Source organism: Alkalibacterium iburiense, from assembly GCF_039521845.1.
Lineage (GTDB): Bacteria > Bacillota > Bacilli > Lactobacillales > Carnobacteriaceae_A > Alkalibacterium > Alkalibacterium iburiense.
Map to the genome: position 1 here is coordinate 1 of NZ_BAAACW010000053.1, position 15,579 is coordinate 15,579.

19 protein-coding genes are annotated in these 15,579 nt (G+C 39.5%); 16 read left to right on the plus strand and 3 right to left on the minus strand.

The window, feature by feature from the left end; all coding sequences use genetic code 11:
• The first annotated feature begins 603 nt into the window (after positions 1 to 603).
• Positions 604 to 1,212, plus strand: a complete 609-nt coding sequence (locus tag ABDZ53_RS04260; RefSeq protein WP_343754317.1) for a hypothetical protein — start codon at positions 604 to 606, stop codon at positions 1,210 to 1,212.
• 187 nt (positions 1,213 to 1,399) lie between these two features.
• Here ABDZ53_RS04260 and ABDZ53_RS04265 read toward each other — a convergent pair whose 3' ends face one another.
• Entirely contained in the window at positions 1,400 to 1,570 is a 171-nt protein-coding gene (locus ABDZ53_RS04265; RefSeq protein ID WP_343754319.1) for a YvrJ family protein, read from the minus strand.
• 146 nt (positions 1,571 to 1,716) lie between these two features.
• Here ABDZ53_RS04265 and ABDZ53_RS04270 point away from each other — a divergent pair, with 146 nt between their 5' ends.
• The 5 genes from ABDZ53_RS04270 to ABDZ53_RS04290 all read left to right on the plus strand — a co-directional run bounded on the left by ABDZ53_RS04270 (position 1,717) and on the right by ABDZ53_RS04290 (position 4,271).
• Positions 1,717 to 2,436: an NAD-dependent protein deacylase gene (locus tag ABDZ53_RS04270; RefSeq protein WP_343754321.1), complete on the plus strand. Its 720-nt coding sequence runs from the start codon at positions 1,717 to 1,719 to the stop codon at positions 2,434 to 2,436.
• A 63-nt stretch (positions 2,437 to 2,499) separates the two neighbouring features.
• Positions 2,500 to 2,703 carry a nitroreductase family protein gene (locus tag ABDZ53_RS04275; RefSeq protein WP_343754323.1) on the plus strand — a complete coding sequence of 68 codons (204 nt, stop codon included), beginning with the start codon at positions 2,500 to 2,502 and terminating at the stop codon, positions 2,701 to 2,703.
• Positions 2,691 to 3,092, plus strand: a complete 402-nt coding sequence (locus ABDZ53_RS04280; protein WP_343754325.1) for a nitroreductase family protein — start codon at positions 2,691 to 2,693, stop codon at positions 3,090 to 3,092. The genes ABDZ53_RS04275 and ABDZ53_RS04280 overlap by 13 nt, the downstream gene beginning before the upstream one ends.
• A 26-nt stretch (positions 3,093 to 3,118) precedes the next feature.
• On the plus strand, positions 3,119 to 3,754 hold the full coding sequence (locus ABDZ53_RS04285) for an NUDIX hydrolase (RefSeq protein WP_343754327.1): 636 nt from the start codon (positions 3,119 to 3,121) through the stop codon (positions 3,752 to 3,754).
• Positions 3,744 to 4,271, plus strand: a complete 528-nt coding sequence (locus ABDZ53_RS04290; RefSeq protein WP_343754329.1) for an acyl-CoA thioesterase — start codon at positions 3,744 to 3,746, stop codon at positions 4,269 to 4,271. The genes ABDZ53_RS04285 and ABDZ53_RS04290 overlap by 11 nt, the downstream gene beginning before the upstream one ends.
• A 111-nt stretch (positions 4,272 to 4,382) precedes the next feature.
• Here ABDZ53_RS04290 and ABDZ53_RS04295 read toward each other — a convergent pair whose 3' ends face one another.
• Entirely contained in the window at positions 4,383 to 5,279 is an 897-nt protein-coding gene (locus ABDZ53_RS04295) for a Cof-type HAD-IIB family hydrolase (RefSeq protein WP_343754331.1), read from the minus strand.
• A 114-nt stretch (positions 5,280 to 5,393) separates the two neighbouring features.
• Between ABDZ53_RS04295 and ABDZ53_RS04300 the strand changes: the two genes are divergently transcribed.
• From ABDZ53_RS04300 to ABDZ53_RS04320, 5 genes are all read left to right on the plus strand, one after another.
• The gene (locus tag ABDZ53_RS04300) at positions 5,394 to 6,092 is read left to right on the plus strand and encodes a uracil-DNA glycosylase (protein WP_343754333.1); all 699 of its coding nucleotides are present in this window, start codon (positions 5,394 to 5,396) and stop codon (positions 6,090 to 6,092) included.
• A 78-nt stretch (positions 6,093 to 6,170) separates the two neighbouring features.
• Positions 6,171 to 7,154 carry a phosphate acetyltransferase gene (pta, locus tag ABDZ53_RS04305; RefSeq protein ID WP_343754335.1) on the plus strand — a complete coding sequence of 328 codons (984 nt, stop codon included), beginning with the start codon at positions 6,171 to 6,173 and terminating at the stop codon, positions 7,152 to 7,154.
• 747 nt (positions 7,155 to 7,901) lie between these two features.
• The gene (locus tag ABDZ53_RS04310; RefSeq protein WP_343754337.1) at positions 7,902 to 8,444 is read left to right on the plus strand and encodes a general stress protein; all 543 of its coding nucleotides are present in this window, start codon (positions 7,902 to 7,904) and stop codon (positions 8,442 to 8,444) included.
• Positions 8,445 to 8,612: 168 nt separating this feature from the next.
• Positions 8,613 to 10,172 (plus strand): glycerol kinase GlpK, encoded by a 1,560-nt coding sequence (glpK, locus tag ABDZ53_RS04315; RefSeq protein ID WP_343754339.1) that lies wholly within the window; start codon positions 8,613 to 8,615, stop codon positions 10,170 to 10,172.
• Between the two features lie 29 nt (positions 10,173 to 10,201).
• Entirely contained in the window at positions 10,202 to 11,863 is a 1,662-nt protein-coding gene (locus tag ABDZ53_RS04320; RefSeq protein ID WP_343754341.1) for an FAD-dependent oxidoreductase, read from the plus strand.
• A gap of 48 nt (positions 11,864 to 11,911) precedes the next feature.
• Here the strand turns inward: ABDZ53_RS04320 and ABDZ53_RS04325 are convergent, their stop codons facing one another.
• A complete protein-coding gene (locus ABDZ53_RS04325; protein ID WP_343754343.1) occupies positions 11,912 to 12,118 on the minus strand; it encodes a C4-dicarboxylate ABC transporter in 207 nt (68 codons plus the stop codon).
• A 171-nt stretch (positions 12,119 to 12,289) separates the two neighbouring features.
• Between ABDZ53_RS04325 and ABDZ53_RS04330 the strand changes: the two genes are divergently transcribed.
• The 5 genes from ABDZ53_RS04330 (at position 12,290) to ABDZ53_RS04350 (ending at position 15,550) form a co-directional block, all read left to right on the plus strand.
• Positions 12,290 to 12,655, plus strand: a complete 366-nt coding sequence (locus ABDZ53_RS04330; protein WP_343754353.1) for an acyl-CoA thioesterase — start codon at positions 12,290 to 12,292, stop codon at positions 12,653 to 12,655.
• Positions 12,656 to 12,667: 12 nt separating this feature from the next.
• Complete coding sequence (locus ABDZ53_RS04335; RefSeq protein ID WP_343754345.1) at positions 12,668 to 13,258, plus strand: AAA family ATPase; 591 nt, start codon at positions 12,668 to 12,670, stop codon at positions 13,256 to 13,258.
• On the plus strand, positions 13,255 to 13,953 hold the full coding sequence (locus tag ABDZ53_RS04340) for an NAD(P)H-dependent oxidoreductase (RefSeq protein ID WP_343754347.1): 699 nt from the start codon (positions 13,255 to 13,257) through the stop codon (positions 13,951 to 13,953). The genes ABDZ53_RS04335 and ABDZ53_RS04340 overlap by 4 nt, the downstream gene beginning before the upstream one ends.
• 12 nt (positions 13,954 to 13,965) lie before the next feature.
• On the plus strand, positions 13,966 to 14,157 hold the full coding sequence (locus ABDZ53_RS04345; RefSeq protein ID WP_343754349.1) for a hypothetical protein: 192 nt from the start codon (positions 13,966 to 13,968) through the stop codon (positions 14,155 to 14,157).
• A 91-nt stretch (positions 14,158 to 14,248) separates the two neighbouring features.
• Entirely contained in the window at positions 14,249 to 15,550 is a 1,302-nt protein-coding gene (locus tag ABDZ53_RS04350; RefSeq protein WP_343754351.1) for a DUF2207 domain-containing protein, read from the plus strand.
• The last annotated feature ends 29 nt before the right edge of the window (positions 15,551 to 15,579 follow it).

Here is a 15,579-nt window from a genome sequence, read left to right on the forward strand (position 1 = left end):
ATCCAACCCTATTATAAAGGACTTTTTTATGTCATGAAACAGTTAAATGTTTTAATGCAACACTAGTGAAAAAGTATATAACATATTTTTAATTTTAAAAAAAGTAGTGAATTTATATGTTTAGTGACAGCAATTGTAAAATTATATATAATGAAGTAAGTGCTCAATAGGCTAACCATGTATTAGAAAGATAAGAATACTAACACAGCAGCACGTAGAATCAGTAGATTTAAAATAACGACTTTTGAATGCGCTTACCATATAATCACATAATGAAAAAATGGTGGTGCTAATGAATCATTAAAATAATATAAATTATGCAGAAAGGAGTGAAGTTAATTTGAAATTTTAAAATTGATGTAATCGTAAATATTGTAGCAAAAATACTTGTAGTCAGGTGAAAGGGATTAGCGAAATAAATAGACGTCAAACGTCTCATTTCAATTAACTAGGAATGCACGAAGTTGGCCATGCTTGAGGTGTGCGTCACTAACGGCCCGGAATTTATAGTGTTATGAGAACAGCTAGCAAAATCAGTATGAAAAGTCTAGGTGTTAATGAGCGAGACAATTCAACTTGGAGATAGTGAGGAGGGTTTAGAAAATGAAAAAACTAATGAGTTTACTACCTGTAGCACTATTTTTTCTAACTGGATGCAATACAGTTGATTCTTCTGATGGTGACTATGTTTTTTTGGAAAGTAATCAAGCGATATCTCAAAATCAGCTTTCCGCTTCCTATCCAGTGCCGAATAATTTAAATCAGATCGAACAAAATTCTGATTTGGTTATTAAAGGAAAAGTTTTAGGTATTCAGTCATTTGGTGAGTACATTGAGGGAGGAGATATAGCCTCTACCCTAACAGAAGTAGATGTTTTGGAAGTATTTGATGGCGATTATAATGAAAGCCATTTAGTTGTTGCTGAGCCTTATAGGCTAACGGATGAGGGGGTTGAGCCCGTTGGTCATTATGTACCTTTAGAACCAGAAGAAGAATACATATTCTTTTTACAGGACTCCGGTGAAGACATCTGGATGCTCAATTATATGGGATTTGGGAAGTATCATCTAGAAAAAGAAGTATTAAACCAATCCATTCAGTCATTTTATACTTATGAAGAGATTAAGGCCTACGATTTTCTTTCCGACAGCGAGGCAAATAAATATAGTTCAATAAGAGAAGATGTCTTTAATGTTTATGGGAATCAATAAGTAGGTTTACGAAACTACTTTTCTTGTCCACCTCAAATTAATCGAATGCTTATATAAAAGAAACGAGGACAAAAATTTTTCAAAGATTTTCCCCTAAGTGCTAGCTTGAATAATTATATAGAAAATACACTCCCGCTACTGAACATATAGTTCACATTAGTTTGGGAGTGTATTTTTTGAGACTTTTTTACATCGTATGCTTGCTCGACATGACAGTTGTCAGCTCATTCAATGCCTTGACGACTGCATCGATTTTTGTTTCCATTCGGTGCAACAAGAATAGCGAAATGAAGATGGGAAACCCTACATTGGCTATCATATCAATCACCGATGAAAATAAGTCGCTTGTCGGGGTCATTTTACCACCTCCTCTCTATAGAAAGAACGAATAGAGGAGGAAAAATGTTACCCTACAAGTTGAAACTCTCTCATATATGCGGTAGAGGTCTGTTTTCAGTATAATGAATAAAGAGAAGTAAATGTCTGAGAGAGGAAGAATAGATAATGGATAATAAAAATGTATACTCATGGTTTGAACCAGGACAAAAAGTGGCTGTCATCACGGGTGCAGGCATATCTACCGATAGCGGTATTCCTGATTTCAGATCGTCAGAAGGACTATACAATGAAAAAACGAAGCGGAATATCCCTATAGAAGAAGTAATTAGCATTGATTTCTTTGAACAGTATCCAAAGGAATTTTATGAAGTGTATAATGAAAAACTAGTGCACTCACAGGCTCAACCGAACAGCGGGCACCTTTTTTTAAAAGAGCTGGAAGACAAAGGGCTAGATGTCACTATCATCACTCAAAATATAGACGGTTTACACCAAAAAGCGGGAAGCAGTCGCGTTCTTGAAGTCCACGGCAATGCTCTTACTTTTGTAGATAAAACAGGAAAGAGTGTGGATGTTTCTTTAATAGAGGAAAAAGACGGACTAATGACAGTGAATAACGAGCCAGTGAGACCAGGCATTACGTTATACGGGGAAGCCTTGGATCAAAGGATCATCTATGAAAGTATAGAAGCGATAAGACAAGCGGATATTTTACTCGTTATGGGAACCAGTTTAAATGTCTATCCGGCAGCCGGGCTCATCTATGATTATCAAGGTCAAAAGAGTATTCTCGTCAACAAAGGCGGCACACCGTTGGATGCTTTCTTTACAGAAGTGTTTGATGGAACCATTGCGGAATGGGTAAAAGGATTCAAAGAAAGCTGACTATTCTTTTTTTAAGATATGATATGATGGATAATAGTTTAGCAAAGTAGAGGAGAATGAATCATGTCATATGTAGAAAGAATAAAGAAAAGACGATCGATAAGAAAATTAGGTAAAAATGTTTCTTTATCAAGTGACCAGATAGTGTCATTAGTCAAAGATGTCGTAAGAGAAAGTCCGACAGCGATGAATGCTCAGACTCAACGTATTGTCTTCTTGTTTGAGGATCAGCACGATACTTTTGGGATGAAACGTTGGCGATTTTAGAGCCGGTGACGCCTGAAGAGCGCTGGCCAATGACTCAAGACAAAATCAAACACTTAAAAGCAGGTTTTGGTACACTCTTATTATTTGAAGATTATGAGATTATTGAAAACCAAGAGAGCACAATACCATTATTTAAAGCCGAGTTCCGTCCATGGTCAGAACAAAATCACGGCATTATGGTAACGAACATTTGGAACGCTTTAGCACAGGAAGATATCGGTGCCAGCCTCCATCACTATAACCCATTAGTAGATGAGTTTGTTCGCGAAGAATGGAATCTGCCAGAGAAATGGAAGCTGCGTGGTCAGCTGGCTATTGGCTCCATTGAAGAAGAGGTTTCAGAAAAAAACTATGTAGAAGACGACACCCGTTTTAAAGTGTTTAAATAACACCTGCTTTGCAGAGGAGGAAGACTATGCTGGAAAAGATTAAACGCAGAATTGAAAAGCACCAGGCTCAACCCATTGGTGAACAGCGAACGTTTGCTGTTTTTCTTCCTCTTGTGAAGGTGGATGAGGAATGGCATGTTTTATATGAGGTGAGAAGCAATCATATCTCTCAACCTGGAGAGACTTCCTTTCCTGGAGGGGCAGTAGAAGAGGGAGAAAGTTTCGAAGAGGCTGCGGTTAGAGAAACAATGGAAGAACTAAATGTCTCTAAAGAGTCTATTGAGGTATATGGTGAAATAGATTTCATATTTAACCAGTCCCATCACATTCGGTGCTTTGTAGGAGAATTGAAGCATATCAATCCCGACCAATTACAGCCGAATGAAGAAGTGGCTTCCGTCTTTACGATTCCTTTAAGGTATTTAAAAGAAAATGAGCCGGAGTACCATACGGTTACCTTAAAAACGGAATACAATCATGACTTTCCGTTTGAATTGATATCTAATGGTAAAAAATATAAATTTGGCAAACGAAAACATAAAGTCCCTTTTTATCGCCTGCCTAATCAGTTTCTATGGGGCTTTACCGCTGATTTTACGCATCGTTTTATAGAGATAATCAGTGAGGATACCAATTTTTTGGAGGGAAAGAATGAAAAGTAAAAAACAGATGACCTGTAATGAGACACGAGTGGTTCAAACGCATCGTGTCCTGCCGTCTGATTTGAATAATCACCACACCTTATTTGGGGGACGGCTTATGAGTCTGATTGATGATACAGCATCCATCTCCGTGTCCCGCTTCACCCGCAGCCAGTCTATCGTGACGGCATCCATGGATGAACTCCACTTTGTGCATCCCATAAAGATAGGTCATTCCGTTTGTGTTGAAACATTTGTGACAGGAGCTGGAACGCGATCCGTTGAAGTATTCACAAAAGTATTAGGCGAAGACCTGGTGACTGGAGAGCGTTATATCGGGGCAACATCATTTCTCACATTTGTTGTATTGGAAGATTCAGATTATTCGTTACCAGAAATTGTGCCTGAAGCTCATGAGGAAGTAATGGTTGCAAAAGGATACAAGCAACGTCGAGAAAAACGTTTGGCAGACAAACAAGCGAATGAACAGTTAATTCAATCACTCTCTTTATTGCCACCTTGGATTGAATCTCAATAAACCGAAACAGACCATACACTAAAAACAGTGTTTGGTCTTTTTTAGCTTTTAAAGGGTGAGATGGCTGCAAATAAAAAAGTGGACACGGTAGTATCCACTTCACATAACACATTAATTCTGTAATTGTTCTTCATAAATAGATTTATTTAACACTCTTGAAATAGCTTCCGCTACACCGTTATCTCTATTGCTGGACGTCTGAAACTTAGCTGCTACTTTCGCTTCTGGAGCGGCATTTTCCACCGCTACTGAATAATCTGCCCATTCAAGCATAGAGACATCGTTCAAGTTATCTCCAATTGTCATGACTTCACTCGAATTCAAGCCCAACTCTTTCGCTAACTGAGAAACAGCAATCCCTTTTTGAGCGTCTACGTGGTTAATCTCCAAGTTTTTAGCACTTGAAGACGTGATAGCTAAGTCAGGAATAGAGTCATATAATTTTTCTTTAACGGGTTCAAGTAATTCCGTTCCTTCTAACGTATGCACGGTTAATTTTAAAATAACAGAGGATTCATCGTCTACAACATCTTCTAAACGATCGACAAAAAAGATTTCCATTTCATCTATACGGTCGCCTGCTTTTTCCTTCGCCTCTTCAAAAGTGATATCCGGGTTTAAATCTGATAACATATAAGCGAGCATATCTGAACGATTTTCTTTACTGTCAGAGTACACACCTTCTGTGGTAACTAGCTCGACATGAAGGGCCGGATTGCCATTAATCATCTCAAGCATTTGGCGAACATATTTTTTATCCAGGCCACGGTTGTATACATTTTGCCCTTTTTCATCATAAAACTGGGCTCCGTTTGACAAAATAAGAGGACATGAAAAGTCATATTCTCTGAGATACAAATCCGCCATCGGAAAATCGCGTCCTGTCGCAATCGCAAAGTGAATGCCTTCTTGTTGTGCCTTTTTAATCGCTGAGAGGTTGGCATCGGAAATATCGACATTTTCATTTAGTAATGTTCCATCCATATCTGAAACAATGAGTTTAATCATTCAATACTGCTCCTTTGTTTAATTTTTCAAAATCATCATCCTACACTAGGATACCAAAAATATGTAAAAATAACAGTCATATAACTGTAAATTTAATAGGAAAGCAGGTTTAACATGTCTATACCCGTTACCAATGATTGGCAGCCTATATTAAAAAAAGCAGCTGAGCAATCATCCTATCAGCAACTAAGAGAATTTTTAAAAGAAGAGTATGCGACCCAAACGGTTTACCCTCAAATGGCTGACTTATGGACGGCTTTTGAGTGGACTCCTTATAAAGAAGTAAAAGTTGTGATTCTTGGACAAGACCCCTATCACGGAGAAAACCAAGCGCACGGATTGGCATTTTCCGTTCAGCCCGGTGTAAAAGTCCCACCGTCTTTACGTAATATGTATAAGGAGTTAGAATCAGATTTAGGCATCCCACCCGTTGAGCATGGGTATTTGGAAAAATGGGCAAAGGAAGGGGTGCTTCTTTTAAATGCTGTATTGACGGTAAGGAAAGCAGAAGCCTATTCCCACCGTAAAAAAGGATGGGAAGTTTTCACTGATGAAATTATTCAGGCCCTAAATAAACGGGAAAAGCCGATGGTGTTTCTTTTATGGGGAAATGCTGCAAAGAAGAACAGAGATAGGATAGATGAATCTAAACACGTTGTATTGACTTCTGTTCACCCAAGTCCTTTATCAGCTAACAGAGGCTTCTTCGGCTCACGCCCCTTTTCACGAACAAATGAAGCATTAATTGAACTAGGCCATGAGCCAGTTGACTGGGAACTTCCTGTAAATCCAAGTGACTACTACGATAAATAACTGTAGTTCTGTGCATTTTATGAAAAAAAGTGGTATGATATGTAGTGTTGTAAAGAAAAATCCTTGGAGGGATATATAGTGGAATTAAGAGAACAGCTAATTAGTCAAATTAAAGGGAAAAATTTAAAAATAGTTTTCCCAGAGGCCACAGATGAGCGTATATTAGGAGCGGTCTTACGCTTGCATCATGAAGAAATATTGGTGCCTATTTTAGTTGGAGATGAAGAAGAAGTCCAAACTGCAGCTAAATCTCACGGTTACGATTTAACAGACATTAAAATTGTGAACCCTGAAACTTATGAAAAATACGATGAGATGGTGGACGCTTTTGTTGAACGTCGTAAAGGAAAAGCGACAGAAGAACAAGCCAGAGAACAGTTGAAAGATGTCAACTACTTTGGAACGATGCTTGTCTACATGGATGAAGCTGATGGTTTAGTCAGTGGAGCTGTTCATTCAACAGGAGATACCGTTCGACCAGCTTTACAAATTATTAAAACCCGTCCTGGTGTCAGCCGTACGTCTGGTGCCTTTATTATGTTACGCGGTCGTGGTCAAGAGAAGTATATCTTCGCAGACTGTGCAATCAATCCGGATCCCGATGCTCAAGTCTTAGCTGAGATTGCAGTGGAAAGTGCGCGTACAGCTAAAATGTTCGGTATTAACCCTAAGGTAGCGATGTTAAGTTTCTCTTCTAAAGGATCAGCAAAATCGCCTGAAGTCGAAAAAGTACAGGAAGCGACACGTATCGCTAAAGAATTAGCACCTGAGTTTGATATTGATGGCGAATTGCAATTTGATGCGGCATTCGTCTCAACAGTTGCTCAACAAAAAGCCCCTGATTCAACTGTGGCTGGTGAAGCAACCGTCTTTGTATTCCCAGAGTTACAATCAGGAAATATTGGATACAAGATTGCACAGCGTTTTGGAAACTTTGAAGCCGTTGGTCCAATCTTACAAGGCTTAAACAAACCTATTTCCGATTTATCACGTGGCTGTGTGGAAGAAGATGTTTACAAAACAGCCATTATTACAGCTAACCAAGCCGTAATGAACGACTAATAGTATTCAGTAAAAGAACACACTTCAAACAGTGTGTTCTTTTTTTGCTCTCGATTAAGAAATAAAATTAACGTCACTGGGAAGTTATCTTACTTAAAAAATGACTGACTTCTTGTGTTTGCGCCTCATTAATTGTTGTTAACTCTATTTAATGAGCCGCAAACCCTATTTGCGCCTCATTAATTGTAGTTGGCTCTATTTATTGGGCCGCAAATCCTATTTGCACCTCATTAATTATCGTTAACTCTATTTATTGGGACGCAATCCCTATTTGCATCTCATTAATTGTTGTTCGCTTTATTTATTGAGCCGCAACCCCTATTTGTGCCTCATTAATTGTCGTTCGCTCTATTTAATGGGCCGCAAATCCTATTTGCACCTCATTAATTGTTGTTCTCTCTATTTATTGGGCCGCAAATCCTATTTGCACCTCATTAATTGTAGTTGGCTCTATTTATTGAGACGCAAAGCCTATTTGCATCTCATTAATTGTTGTTCGCTCTATTTATTGAGCCGTAAGCATGTTTCGGATTTGCACCAACCGATGAACTCAAAGTCTTTAAGACAGACTGAATGACAAATGGATACGAATAAGGTGAATAAGAGAAAGTCTATCTTTTGACACATTAAATCTCATTCGTTACAGTAATATTAGAAACGAAACGAGGAGATGATTCCATTTATTCCTAAATGAACGATCGTAGCTTAGCTAGAACGGTCAATTAGAATAAAGGAGAGTTTGATATAATGGATAAAAAGTTAATTGGTGGAGTCTTTAATACGGCAGAAGAAGCAGAGAAAGCTATCACAGAATTACAAGAGCAGGGATACGCAAAAGACGACAACTCTGTCTTTGCTAAAGATGATGACCAAGCAGACAAAGTACAAGATGACATGGACTTAGATGTGGACGGAGACAACGAAGGAAGAGGGAAGAACGCTGGTAAAGGTCTTGGTTTAGGTGCCTTATCCGGTGGTGTCCTAGGTGGTATTGCTGGTTTAATTGCTGAGGTCGGACTCATTGCCATTCCTGGTATTGGTCCACTTGTAGCAGCCGGTCCTTTAGCCAGTACACTAGCAGGTCTAGGAGTAGGTGCTGGTGGCGGAGGTATTGTCGGTGCTTTAGTCGGTGCAGGCATGCCAGAAGAAGAAGCTAAAGAATATGAGCAGTATCTGAAAGACGATAAAATTGTTGTCATGGTTGAAGCGGAAGAAAGCCGACAAGAGGCTGTCTATACAACCTTTAGAACACATGGCACACAAAATACCTCTATGTACCCTGAAAGATAATCTGATACGAACCAAAAAAGAAGAGCTGAAAAGCTCTTCTTTTTTATATTATATAGGTCTCCCTCAATGAAGACTGAAAAGCGTTTAAGTAGAAGAGAGTTTTTAGTGAATGGTATACTTAAACAAGAGAAGAGCCAATTCAAATAAGCATAAAGGAGAAGTGATAGAATGGCTGACTACATTATGGCGATCGACCAAGGAACAACCAGTACGCGGGCAATTATTTTCGATAAAGAAGGCGATATACAGTGGAGCGCTCAACAAGAGATTAATCAATCTTATCCAGAACCAGGATGGGTTGAACATGATCCTAATGAGATCTGGCTGAAAACCTTGCAAGTCGTCGCCAATGTGATGATTGAATCGGGACTCTATGCGTCAGAAATTGACAGTATTGGTATCACCAATCAACGGGAAACCACGGTTATTTGGGATAAAGAAACAGGAGAAGCAATTTATCCAGCTATTGTTTGGCAATCTAAGCAAACCTCTGACTATGCTCAGAAACTGATTGACGATGGACATAAAGACTTTATCCATAAAAAGACAGGTTTAATCATTGATTCCTATTTTTCTGCTACAAAAATCCAGTATATCTTCGACCATGTGGAAGGGTCTAGAGAACGAGCTGAAAAAGGCGAGTTATTATTTGGAACCATCGATACCTGGCTGCTTTGGAAATTGACCGGCGGAGACATTCATGCGACAGATTATTCCAATGCCAGTCGGACCATGCTTTATAATATCTATGACATGAAGTGGGATGAAGAGATTTTAGACCTTCTAGATATTCCGGAAAAAATGTTGCCTGAAGTTAAACCGTCTTCTGGTTACTTCGGTGAAACTATGGAAGCTATTTTCAAAGATGACGGGATTAAAGTTCCGATTACAGGTATAGCGGGTGACCAACAAGCCGCTTTATTCGGTCAGACCGCATTTGAAAAAGGCATGGTTAAAAACACCTACGGCACCGGGTCATTTATTATTATGAATACAGGAAAAGAACCCATTCAGTCTCAAAACGGTTTGCTGACAACATTGGCTTACGGGTATGGAGATGAAGTGTACTATGCTCTTGAAGGAGCTATATTTATTGCGGGTTCAGCTATTCAATGGTTAAGAGACGGGCTTCGCATGTTCCATGATGCAGCAAAAACGGAAGAATATGCAAAACGGGTAGACTCTACGGATGATGTCTATGTCGTCCCTGCGTTCACAGGTTTAGGTGCGCCTTACTGGGATCAAGATGCCAGAGGAGCTGTTTTCGGAATAACAAGAGGGACTGAAAAAGAACACTTTATTCGAGCAACATTAGAATCCCTTGCTTATCAGACGCGTGACGTCGTGGATGCGATGAATAAGGACGCTGGATTGAAAACAGAAACGATGCGTGTAGACGGTGGAGCCAGTATGAATGACTTCTTGATGCAGTTCCAGGCTGACATTTTAAATACGACCATCGAACGTTCTAAAATTATGGAAACCACGGCTTTAGGTGCCATTTATCTAGCCGGTCTAGAAACAGGTTTCTTCAGTGACTTGGAAGAAATAAAAGAAAAATGGGATAAATCGGCTACGTTTGAGCCGACCATGGAGGAAGAAAGAAGGGAAGACCTATATGCCGGCTGGCAAGAAGCTGTCAGAGCGACTCAGGAATTCAAATTTAAACCTAAAAAAGTGAATAGAGAACAAGGCAAAGAAAAAGAAGACGTTAGAGACGACGTATAAATTATGATAGGAAAGGCGTTGATAAAGGAATGGCATTTTCGGCTCAAACGCGTAAAGAGAATATAAATAAATTAAAGAATGAAGAGCTGGACTTACTTGTCATTGGAGGGGGCATAACCGGTGCGGGGATAGCTCTCCATGGAGCCGCTCGAGGCAGTCAAGTGGGCTTAGTGGAGATGCAGGATTTTGCGGGAGGCACTAGTAGTCGTTCAACCAAACTCGTTCACGGAGGATTGAGGTATTTAAAGCAATTTGACGTGGAGTTAGTAGCGGATGTAGCGAAAGAACGAACAGTCATTGGAAAAAATGCCCCCCATGTCGTTCAACCGTCTTATATGCTCATGCCTGTATATGACGAACCGGGAGCTTCCTTTAATGAGTTTTCTGCAAAAGTAGTGCTTCATTTGTACGACTACTTGGCAGAAGTAGATGAAGAGTGGACTCATTACATGGTAGACAAAGAAAGTACTTTAGAAGAGGAACCCGCTTTGAAAAAAGACGGCTTAGTCTCTGGTGGCTTTTACTTGGATTACACCAACGATGATGCCCGTTTAACTATCGAGATCATTAAAAAAGCCCATGAATTGGGTGCTGTATTAACGAATTATGTCAAAGCAGTAGATTTTTTATATGATGAAACCAATCAATTAATAGGGATTAAGGCGCTAGATATCTTAACAGAAGAAACCTTTGATATTCATGCTAAAGTCATAGTGAATGCTTCGGGTCCTTGGTCAGATGAAGTGCGTAAACAAACAGCAGGAGAAACCGAACAGAAAATGTATCCCACAAAAGGTGTGCATTTCGTAGTTGATCGGGATAAACTGCCAGTGAATCGCACGATTTATACAGACACGGGACAAGAAGACAATCGGATGATTTTTATTATTCCAAGAGGCAATAAAACTTACTTTGGGACAACAGACACGCCATTTGAAGGACCGTATGAAGACCCGGAAGTGACGGAAGAAGATATAGAGTATTTATTGAAAGCAGTAAATCACCGATTTGATAAGGTAAATCTCACAAGGGAAGATATTGAATCCAGTTGGTCTGGTTTACGCCCTTTAATCCAGGATGAAAATAATGATGACCCTTCCGGTATTTCAAGAGGGCACGATGTATTTGTAGAAAGCGATGGCTTGGTCACGATTGCGGGAGGAAAATTGACAGACTACAGACGAATGGCTGAAGATGTGTTTAAGACGATAGATGAAGAATGGGAGAAAAAATCTCTGTCATTTGAACCAGTAGACACTAAGACCATTCCCTTATCTGGAGGAGACATAGGCGACCTCAGTGATTTTTCAGCTTTCATTCAGTCAAAAAGAGAAGAGGGTCTGTCAATTGGCTTATCTGAAAAAGAGGCAGATGCATTAGCGGATTGGTACGGATCGAATGTAGACCAATTATATGCTTTGGCAGATAAAGCGAAGACCTTTGACATGCCGCTGAGTGATGCCTTGCAGCTGGCTTATGCCTTGGAGCATGAAATGGTTATGACACCAGAAGATTTCTTTGCCCGACGAACGGACTCTCTTTTATTTGATATTCAGAAAATGATTGACTTAAAAGAGAAGGTTCTGGATATATTTGCGAAAGAGCGCGACTGGAGCGAAGAAGACAGCCGTTACTGGAAAGAGAAAATAGATGAAAGAATAAAAGAAACAAGCTTATCTCATTTTAAATAAAAAGACAGGCAAGGGGTGTAGAATTCAAACCCTTTGCCTGTTTCTTAATTAATAAGTCACACTTCCGAACAGAATAGCGACAACGCCTAAACCTACTGCAGTGATACTCATACGTGTAATATTTGCTTTCATGAAGTAGCCTACAATACCAAGCACAATCGCTGCGCCTCCCATAATATAGGGTTGCCAGAAAAATCCCACGACAGCCGCTAAGATAGCGACCCAGCCTAAAACTGCTCCCACTTTTTCATTCATGTTACTCCTCCTTACCTATCAAGTGATACTTTACACAAGTTTATTCGTATTGATTTTACCATAAATCAATGGATTTATGCTACACTATTAAACAAATATAGATAGAAGAAAGGACAATTTATGACTAACTGGTTACATAAAGTACAATACTATGAAACAGATCAAATGTAAATCGTTCACCACTCAAATTATATCAAATGGTTTGAAGAAGCTAGAACCTATCTAATGGAGGAAATGAACTTTGGATACGCCCAAATGGAAGCAGAAGGCATCGTCGTCCCCGTCTTATCTGTCTATTCTGAATACAAAACAATGGCGCGCTTTGGGGACACAGTAGAAATCGAAGCGAAAATCACCGAATTTACAGGCGTTAAGCTTATCGTCTCTTATGAAATAAGGGACAAAGCAACAGGTGAAATCCGTTGTCTGGGCGAAACCAAGCATGCCTTTTTAAACAAAGAAACCTACCGCCCACTATCTCTCAAGCGCAAGCATAAAGAAATCTATGATTTATTTTTAAATATGATGGAAGACTAAAAAGGTGATGACATGGACTTTATTATATTAGCCGGCCCCCAAGCAGTCGGAAAAATGACGGTGGGACAAGCATTAGAAAAGAAACTCGACGCCAAATTACTCTATAACCACCAGACCATCGATCTGTTTGCTGACTTTTTGGACTATACAGCTGAAACCTTCAGGCTATCTGAATTAGTCAGGACAGAGTTATTCAAAGCCTTTGTGGAAAATAAACACACAAACAAAGTAAAGGGTATTATTTTTACCGTCGTCGTTGCCTTTGATTTGGAGTCGGACTGGCAAGTATTAAAAGAGTGGCTTGCCCTTTTCCATAAAGCGAACGCGAACCTTTACTTTGTAGAGCTTGAAGCAAATTTAAATGAACGACTTTCAAGAAACAAACACGAAGACCGTTTGAAAGCCAAACCGTCTAAAAGAAACCTGGCCTTTTCAGAAAATGAATTACTGACGAGTTATGAAAAGCATCGGTTAAACTCTTTCGAAGGAGAAGTCAAGAACCGTCTGCCGATGGTACACTATCTTAAACTAAACAATACAGAACAAAAACCGGAAGAGACAGCAGAAGATATTTATCAGTGGATGAAAGGAGTGAAGAAGTGAAAACATTAGTGATTATTTCTCATCCAGAATTAGAAGAGTCCGGCAGCCAGCAGTTCCTGGTGCAAGCGGTGGATGATTTACCCGATGTGACGCTGCATCATTTGGAAGGAAGATACCCGGATGGAAAGATTGATGTAAAAGCAGAACAGGCCTTGCTTCGCCAATATGACCGTATTTTGTTTCAATTTCCTTTCTATTGGTATTCTTCGCCCCCATTACTGAAAAAATGGCAGGATGACGTTTTAACCGAACACTTTGCTTTTGGATACAGAGGAGATAAACTAAACGGAAAAGACTTTGGGATGGTTCTTGTTATCGGACTCCCAGAAAAAGACTATCAAACAGGCGGAGCAGAAGGCTTCAGCATCAGTGAATTAACCAAACCTTTTCAGGCTATGGCTAAAAAAGTGGGCATGGACTATGTTAAACCACTCACCATTTTCCAGTTTCCGTATAAAACGGAAGAAGAGAAGATGGACCTTCTTATCCAGTACCGCCAATATTTAAGTATGAAAAATCCCGATTCACTCAAGTCACGCGAAGAATGGCTTCTGAAAGAACTTGATCAAACCAATTTAGAAACTCTGCCAGAAGATCAAGCCTCCTTTATATTAGAGGAAGTGGTTGAATTAATTGAAGATAACCGGATGGAATTGGATGAACTTCGCCTGCACATCGATAACTATGAGGATTAAAGGAGGAAGGACATGTCTGAATCTAACCAAGAATGGACGATTGAACAACTAGAGCATTTATTTCACATGAGTCAGGATTATAAACAGAAAGCCTTATTGCAGGCCACCATAAAATTAATTAAAGAACAGAATAAAAGAAAAGAACAGCTCCAGGGAGAATTGGATGGAACGTTATGGAGTCCTGGCAACTGGGGAGGAGTTTAATAGAAAGAGAGAGAAAAGATAGGTCTTAAGACTGTATGTTTCTCTCTCTTTTTTTATATAATACAGGTAAGAGAAAAAAGGAGGAAAGGGTATGAAAAAAAGGTGGCTAATAGGTGTGGTCCTGGGGCTTTTACTCGTCTTGTTTTTTCCATTGAAAGTCCTAGCCGATGACAACACACTTTCTCATCTGGATGTCCAGGTGGAACTAAAAGAAAATGGGACAGCTGTGATTACAGAAAACAGACAGATGAACATGCAGGAAGGAACCGAGCTCTATATTCTAATTCCTGATGAAGAGGGAGTGGAAGTCATTGATTTCAGCGTTGAAAGAATGACAGAAGTTGAAGAGTGGGACTCAGATAGGTCTAGAGAAGAAAAAACAGGTACATACGGGACGAGTGAGACATCAGACGGAATTGAACTTATATGGGGAATAGGAGAATACGGAGAGAACCACTACACAGTCTCTTATACATTAACGAACTTAGTCAGACAGATGGAAGACGGACAAGCTCTTTACTGGGACTTCAATTCCTTTGGAGATATATTGCCAGAAAACATGACTATTGAGATAACGGGTCCCTTTACATTTAACCATGACAATACCCGTATCTGGGGCTTTGGATATGACGGTCAAATAGAATTACAAGGTGGCAGAGTCGTCACTTATACAGAAGCTTCTGTTGAAGAGGGCCGTCCAATATCTATACTGGTTCAGTTCCCACAAGATCCTTTCATGCTTTCATACTATAGTGATATGACGATGGAAGAACAAGTGGAAATGGCAGAAGGGGAGGCCAGCCGAGGAGGTTCAAGTGAAGATGTAGATCGAATCTTGATTCCTATTATCGCTTCAGTTGTGACTGCCGGATTCGGTGTTTCAGCTCTATTTATATCAATAGAATCCAAGAAAAAAGACCAGAACAAAATACCATCAGGCTACGGCTTACGGAAGCAAAATAAAGATATGCTATTCACAGCTATCCCTTATAAAGAAGGAAAAACCAGTGATATCGCCTTCTTCTTAAATCAGCTTCAAGTGGGTAACTTTGAACATTACTTTTTTGCTTATTTACTAAAATGGTCCAAAAACAACTGCTTGATTATTGAAACGACCGATCATAAAAATAAGAAAAAGAAAAACACCACCTTAACTTTTTTACCCAATGAATTTTCTAAAAAACAGGACAATACATTCAATCACTCCTTATTTGAAGAAGAACTATGGCAGACCCTGCTGGAAGCAGCAGACGATAATAATCAAATGACTAATAAAGAGATGAAAAAATGGACAGAGAAGCATATGGAAGATATCCAGGAAATGGAAAAAGACTTAGTCGAAAACTCGAGGGTGCTGAAAAAGAAACCCTTTTTAAGGGCTATAAATGGGTAAAATAAATAATCAGTGATTATCTGGTAAAT

What these genes read in the sequence shown, in the direction of transcription:
- ABDZ53_RS04260 (WP_343754317.1), top strand. Translation starts at nt 604, where the DNA reads ATGAAAAAACTAATGAGTTTACTACCTGTAGCACTATTTTTTCTAACT.
- ABDZ53_RS04265 (WP_343754319.1), bottom strand. Translation starts at nt 1,570, where the DNA reads ATGACCCCGACAAGCGACTTATTTTCATCGGTGATTGATATGATAGCC.
- ABDZ53_RS04270 (WP_343754321.1), top strand. Translation starts at nt 1,717, where the DNA reads ATGGATAATAAAAATGTATACTCATGGTTTGAACCAGGACAAAAAGTG.
- ABDZ53_RS04275 (WP_343754323.1), top strand. Translation starts at nt 2,500, where the DNA reads ATGTCATATGTAGAAAGAATAAAGAAAAGACGATCGATAAGAAAATTA.
- ABDZ53_RS04285 (WP_343754327.1), top strand. Translation starts at nt 3,119, where the DNA reads ATGCTGGAAAAGATTAAACGCAGAATTGAAAAGCACCAGGCTCAACCC.
- ABDZ53_RS04290 (WP_343754329.1), top strand. Translation starts at nt 3,744, where the DNA reads ATGAAAAGTAAAAAACAGATGACCTGTAATGAGACACGAGTGGTTCAA.
- ABDZ53_RS04295 (WP_343754331.1), bottom strand. Translation starts at nt 5,279, where the DNA reads ATGATTAAACTCATTGTTTCAGATATGGATGGAACATTACTAAATGAA.
- ABDZ53_RS04300 (WP_343754333.1), top strand. Translation starts at nt 5,394, where the DNA reads ATGTCTATACCCGTTACCAATGATTGGCAGCCTATATTAAAAAAAGCA.
- ABDZ53_RS04310 (WP_343754337.1), top strand. Translation starts at nt 7,902, where the DNA reads ATGGATAAAAAGTTAATTGGTGGAGTCTTTAATACGGCAGAAGAAGCA.
- glpK (WP_343754339.1), top strand. Translation starts at nt 8,613, where the DNA reads ATGGCTGACTACATTATGGCGATCGACCAAGGAACAACCAGTACGCGG.
- ABDZ53_RS04320 (WP_343754341.1), top strand. Translation starts at nt 10,202, where the DNA reads ATGGCATTTTCGGCTCAAACGCGTAAAGAGAATATAAATAAATTAAAG.
- ABDZ53_RS04325 (WP_343754343.1), bottom strand. Translation starts at nt 12,118, where the DNA reads ATGAATGAAAAAGTGGGAGCAGTTTTAGGCTGGGTCGCTATCTTAGCG.
- ABDZ53_RS04335 (WP_343754345.1), top strand. Translation starts at nt 12,668, where the DNA reads ATGGACTTTATTATATTAGCCGGCCCCCAAGCAGTCGGAAAAATGACG.
- ABDZ53_RS04345 (WP_343754349.1), top strand. Translation starts at nt 13,966, where the DNA reads ATGTCTGAATCTAACCAAGAATGGACGATTGAACAACTAGAGCATTTA.
- ABDZ53_RS04350 (WP_343754351.1), top strand. Translation starts at nt 14,249, where the DNA reads ATGAAAAAAAGGTGGCTAATAGGTGTGGTCCTGGGGCTTTTACTCGTC.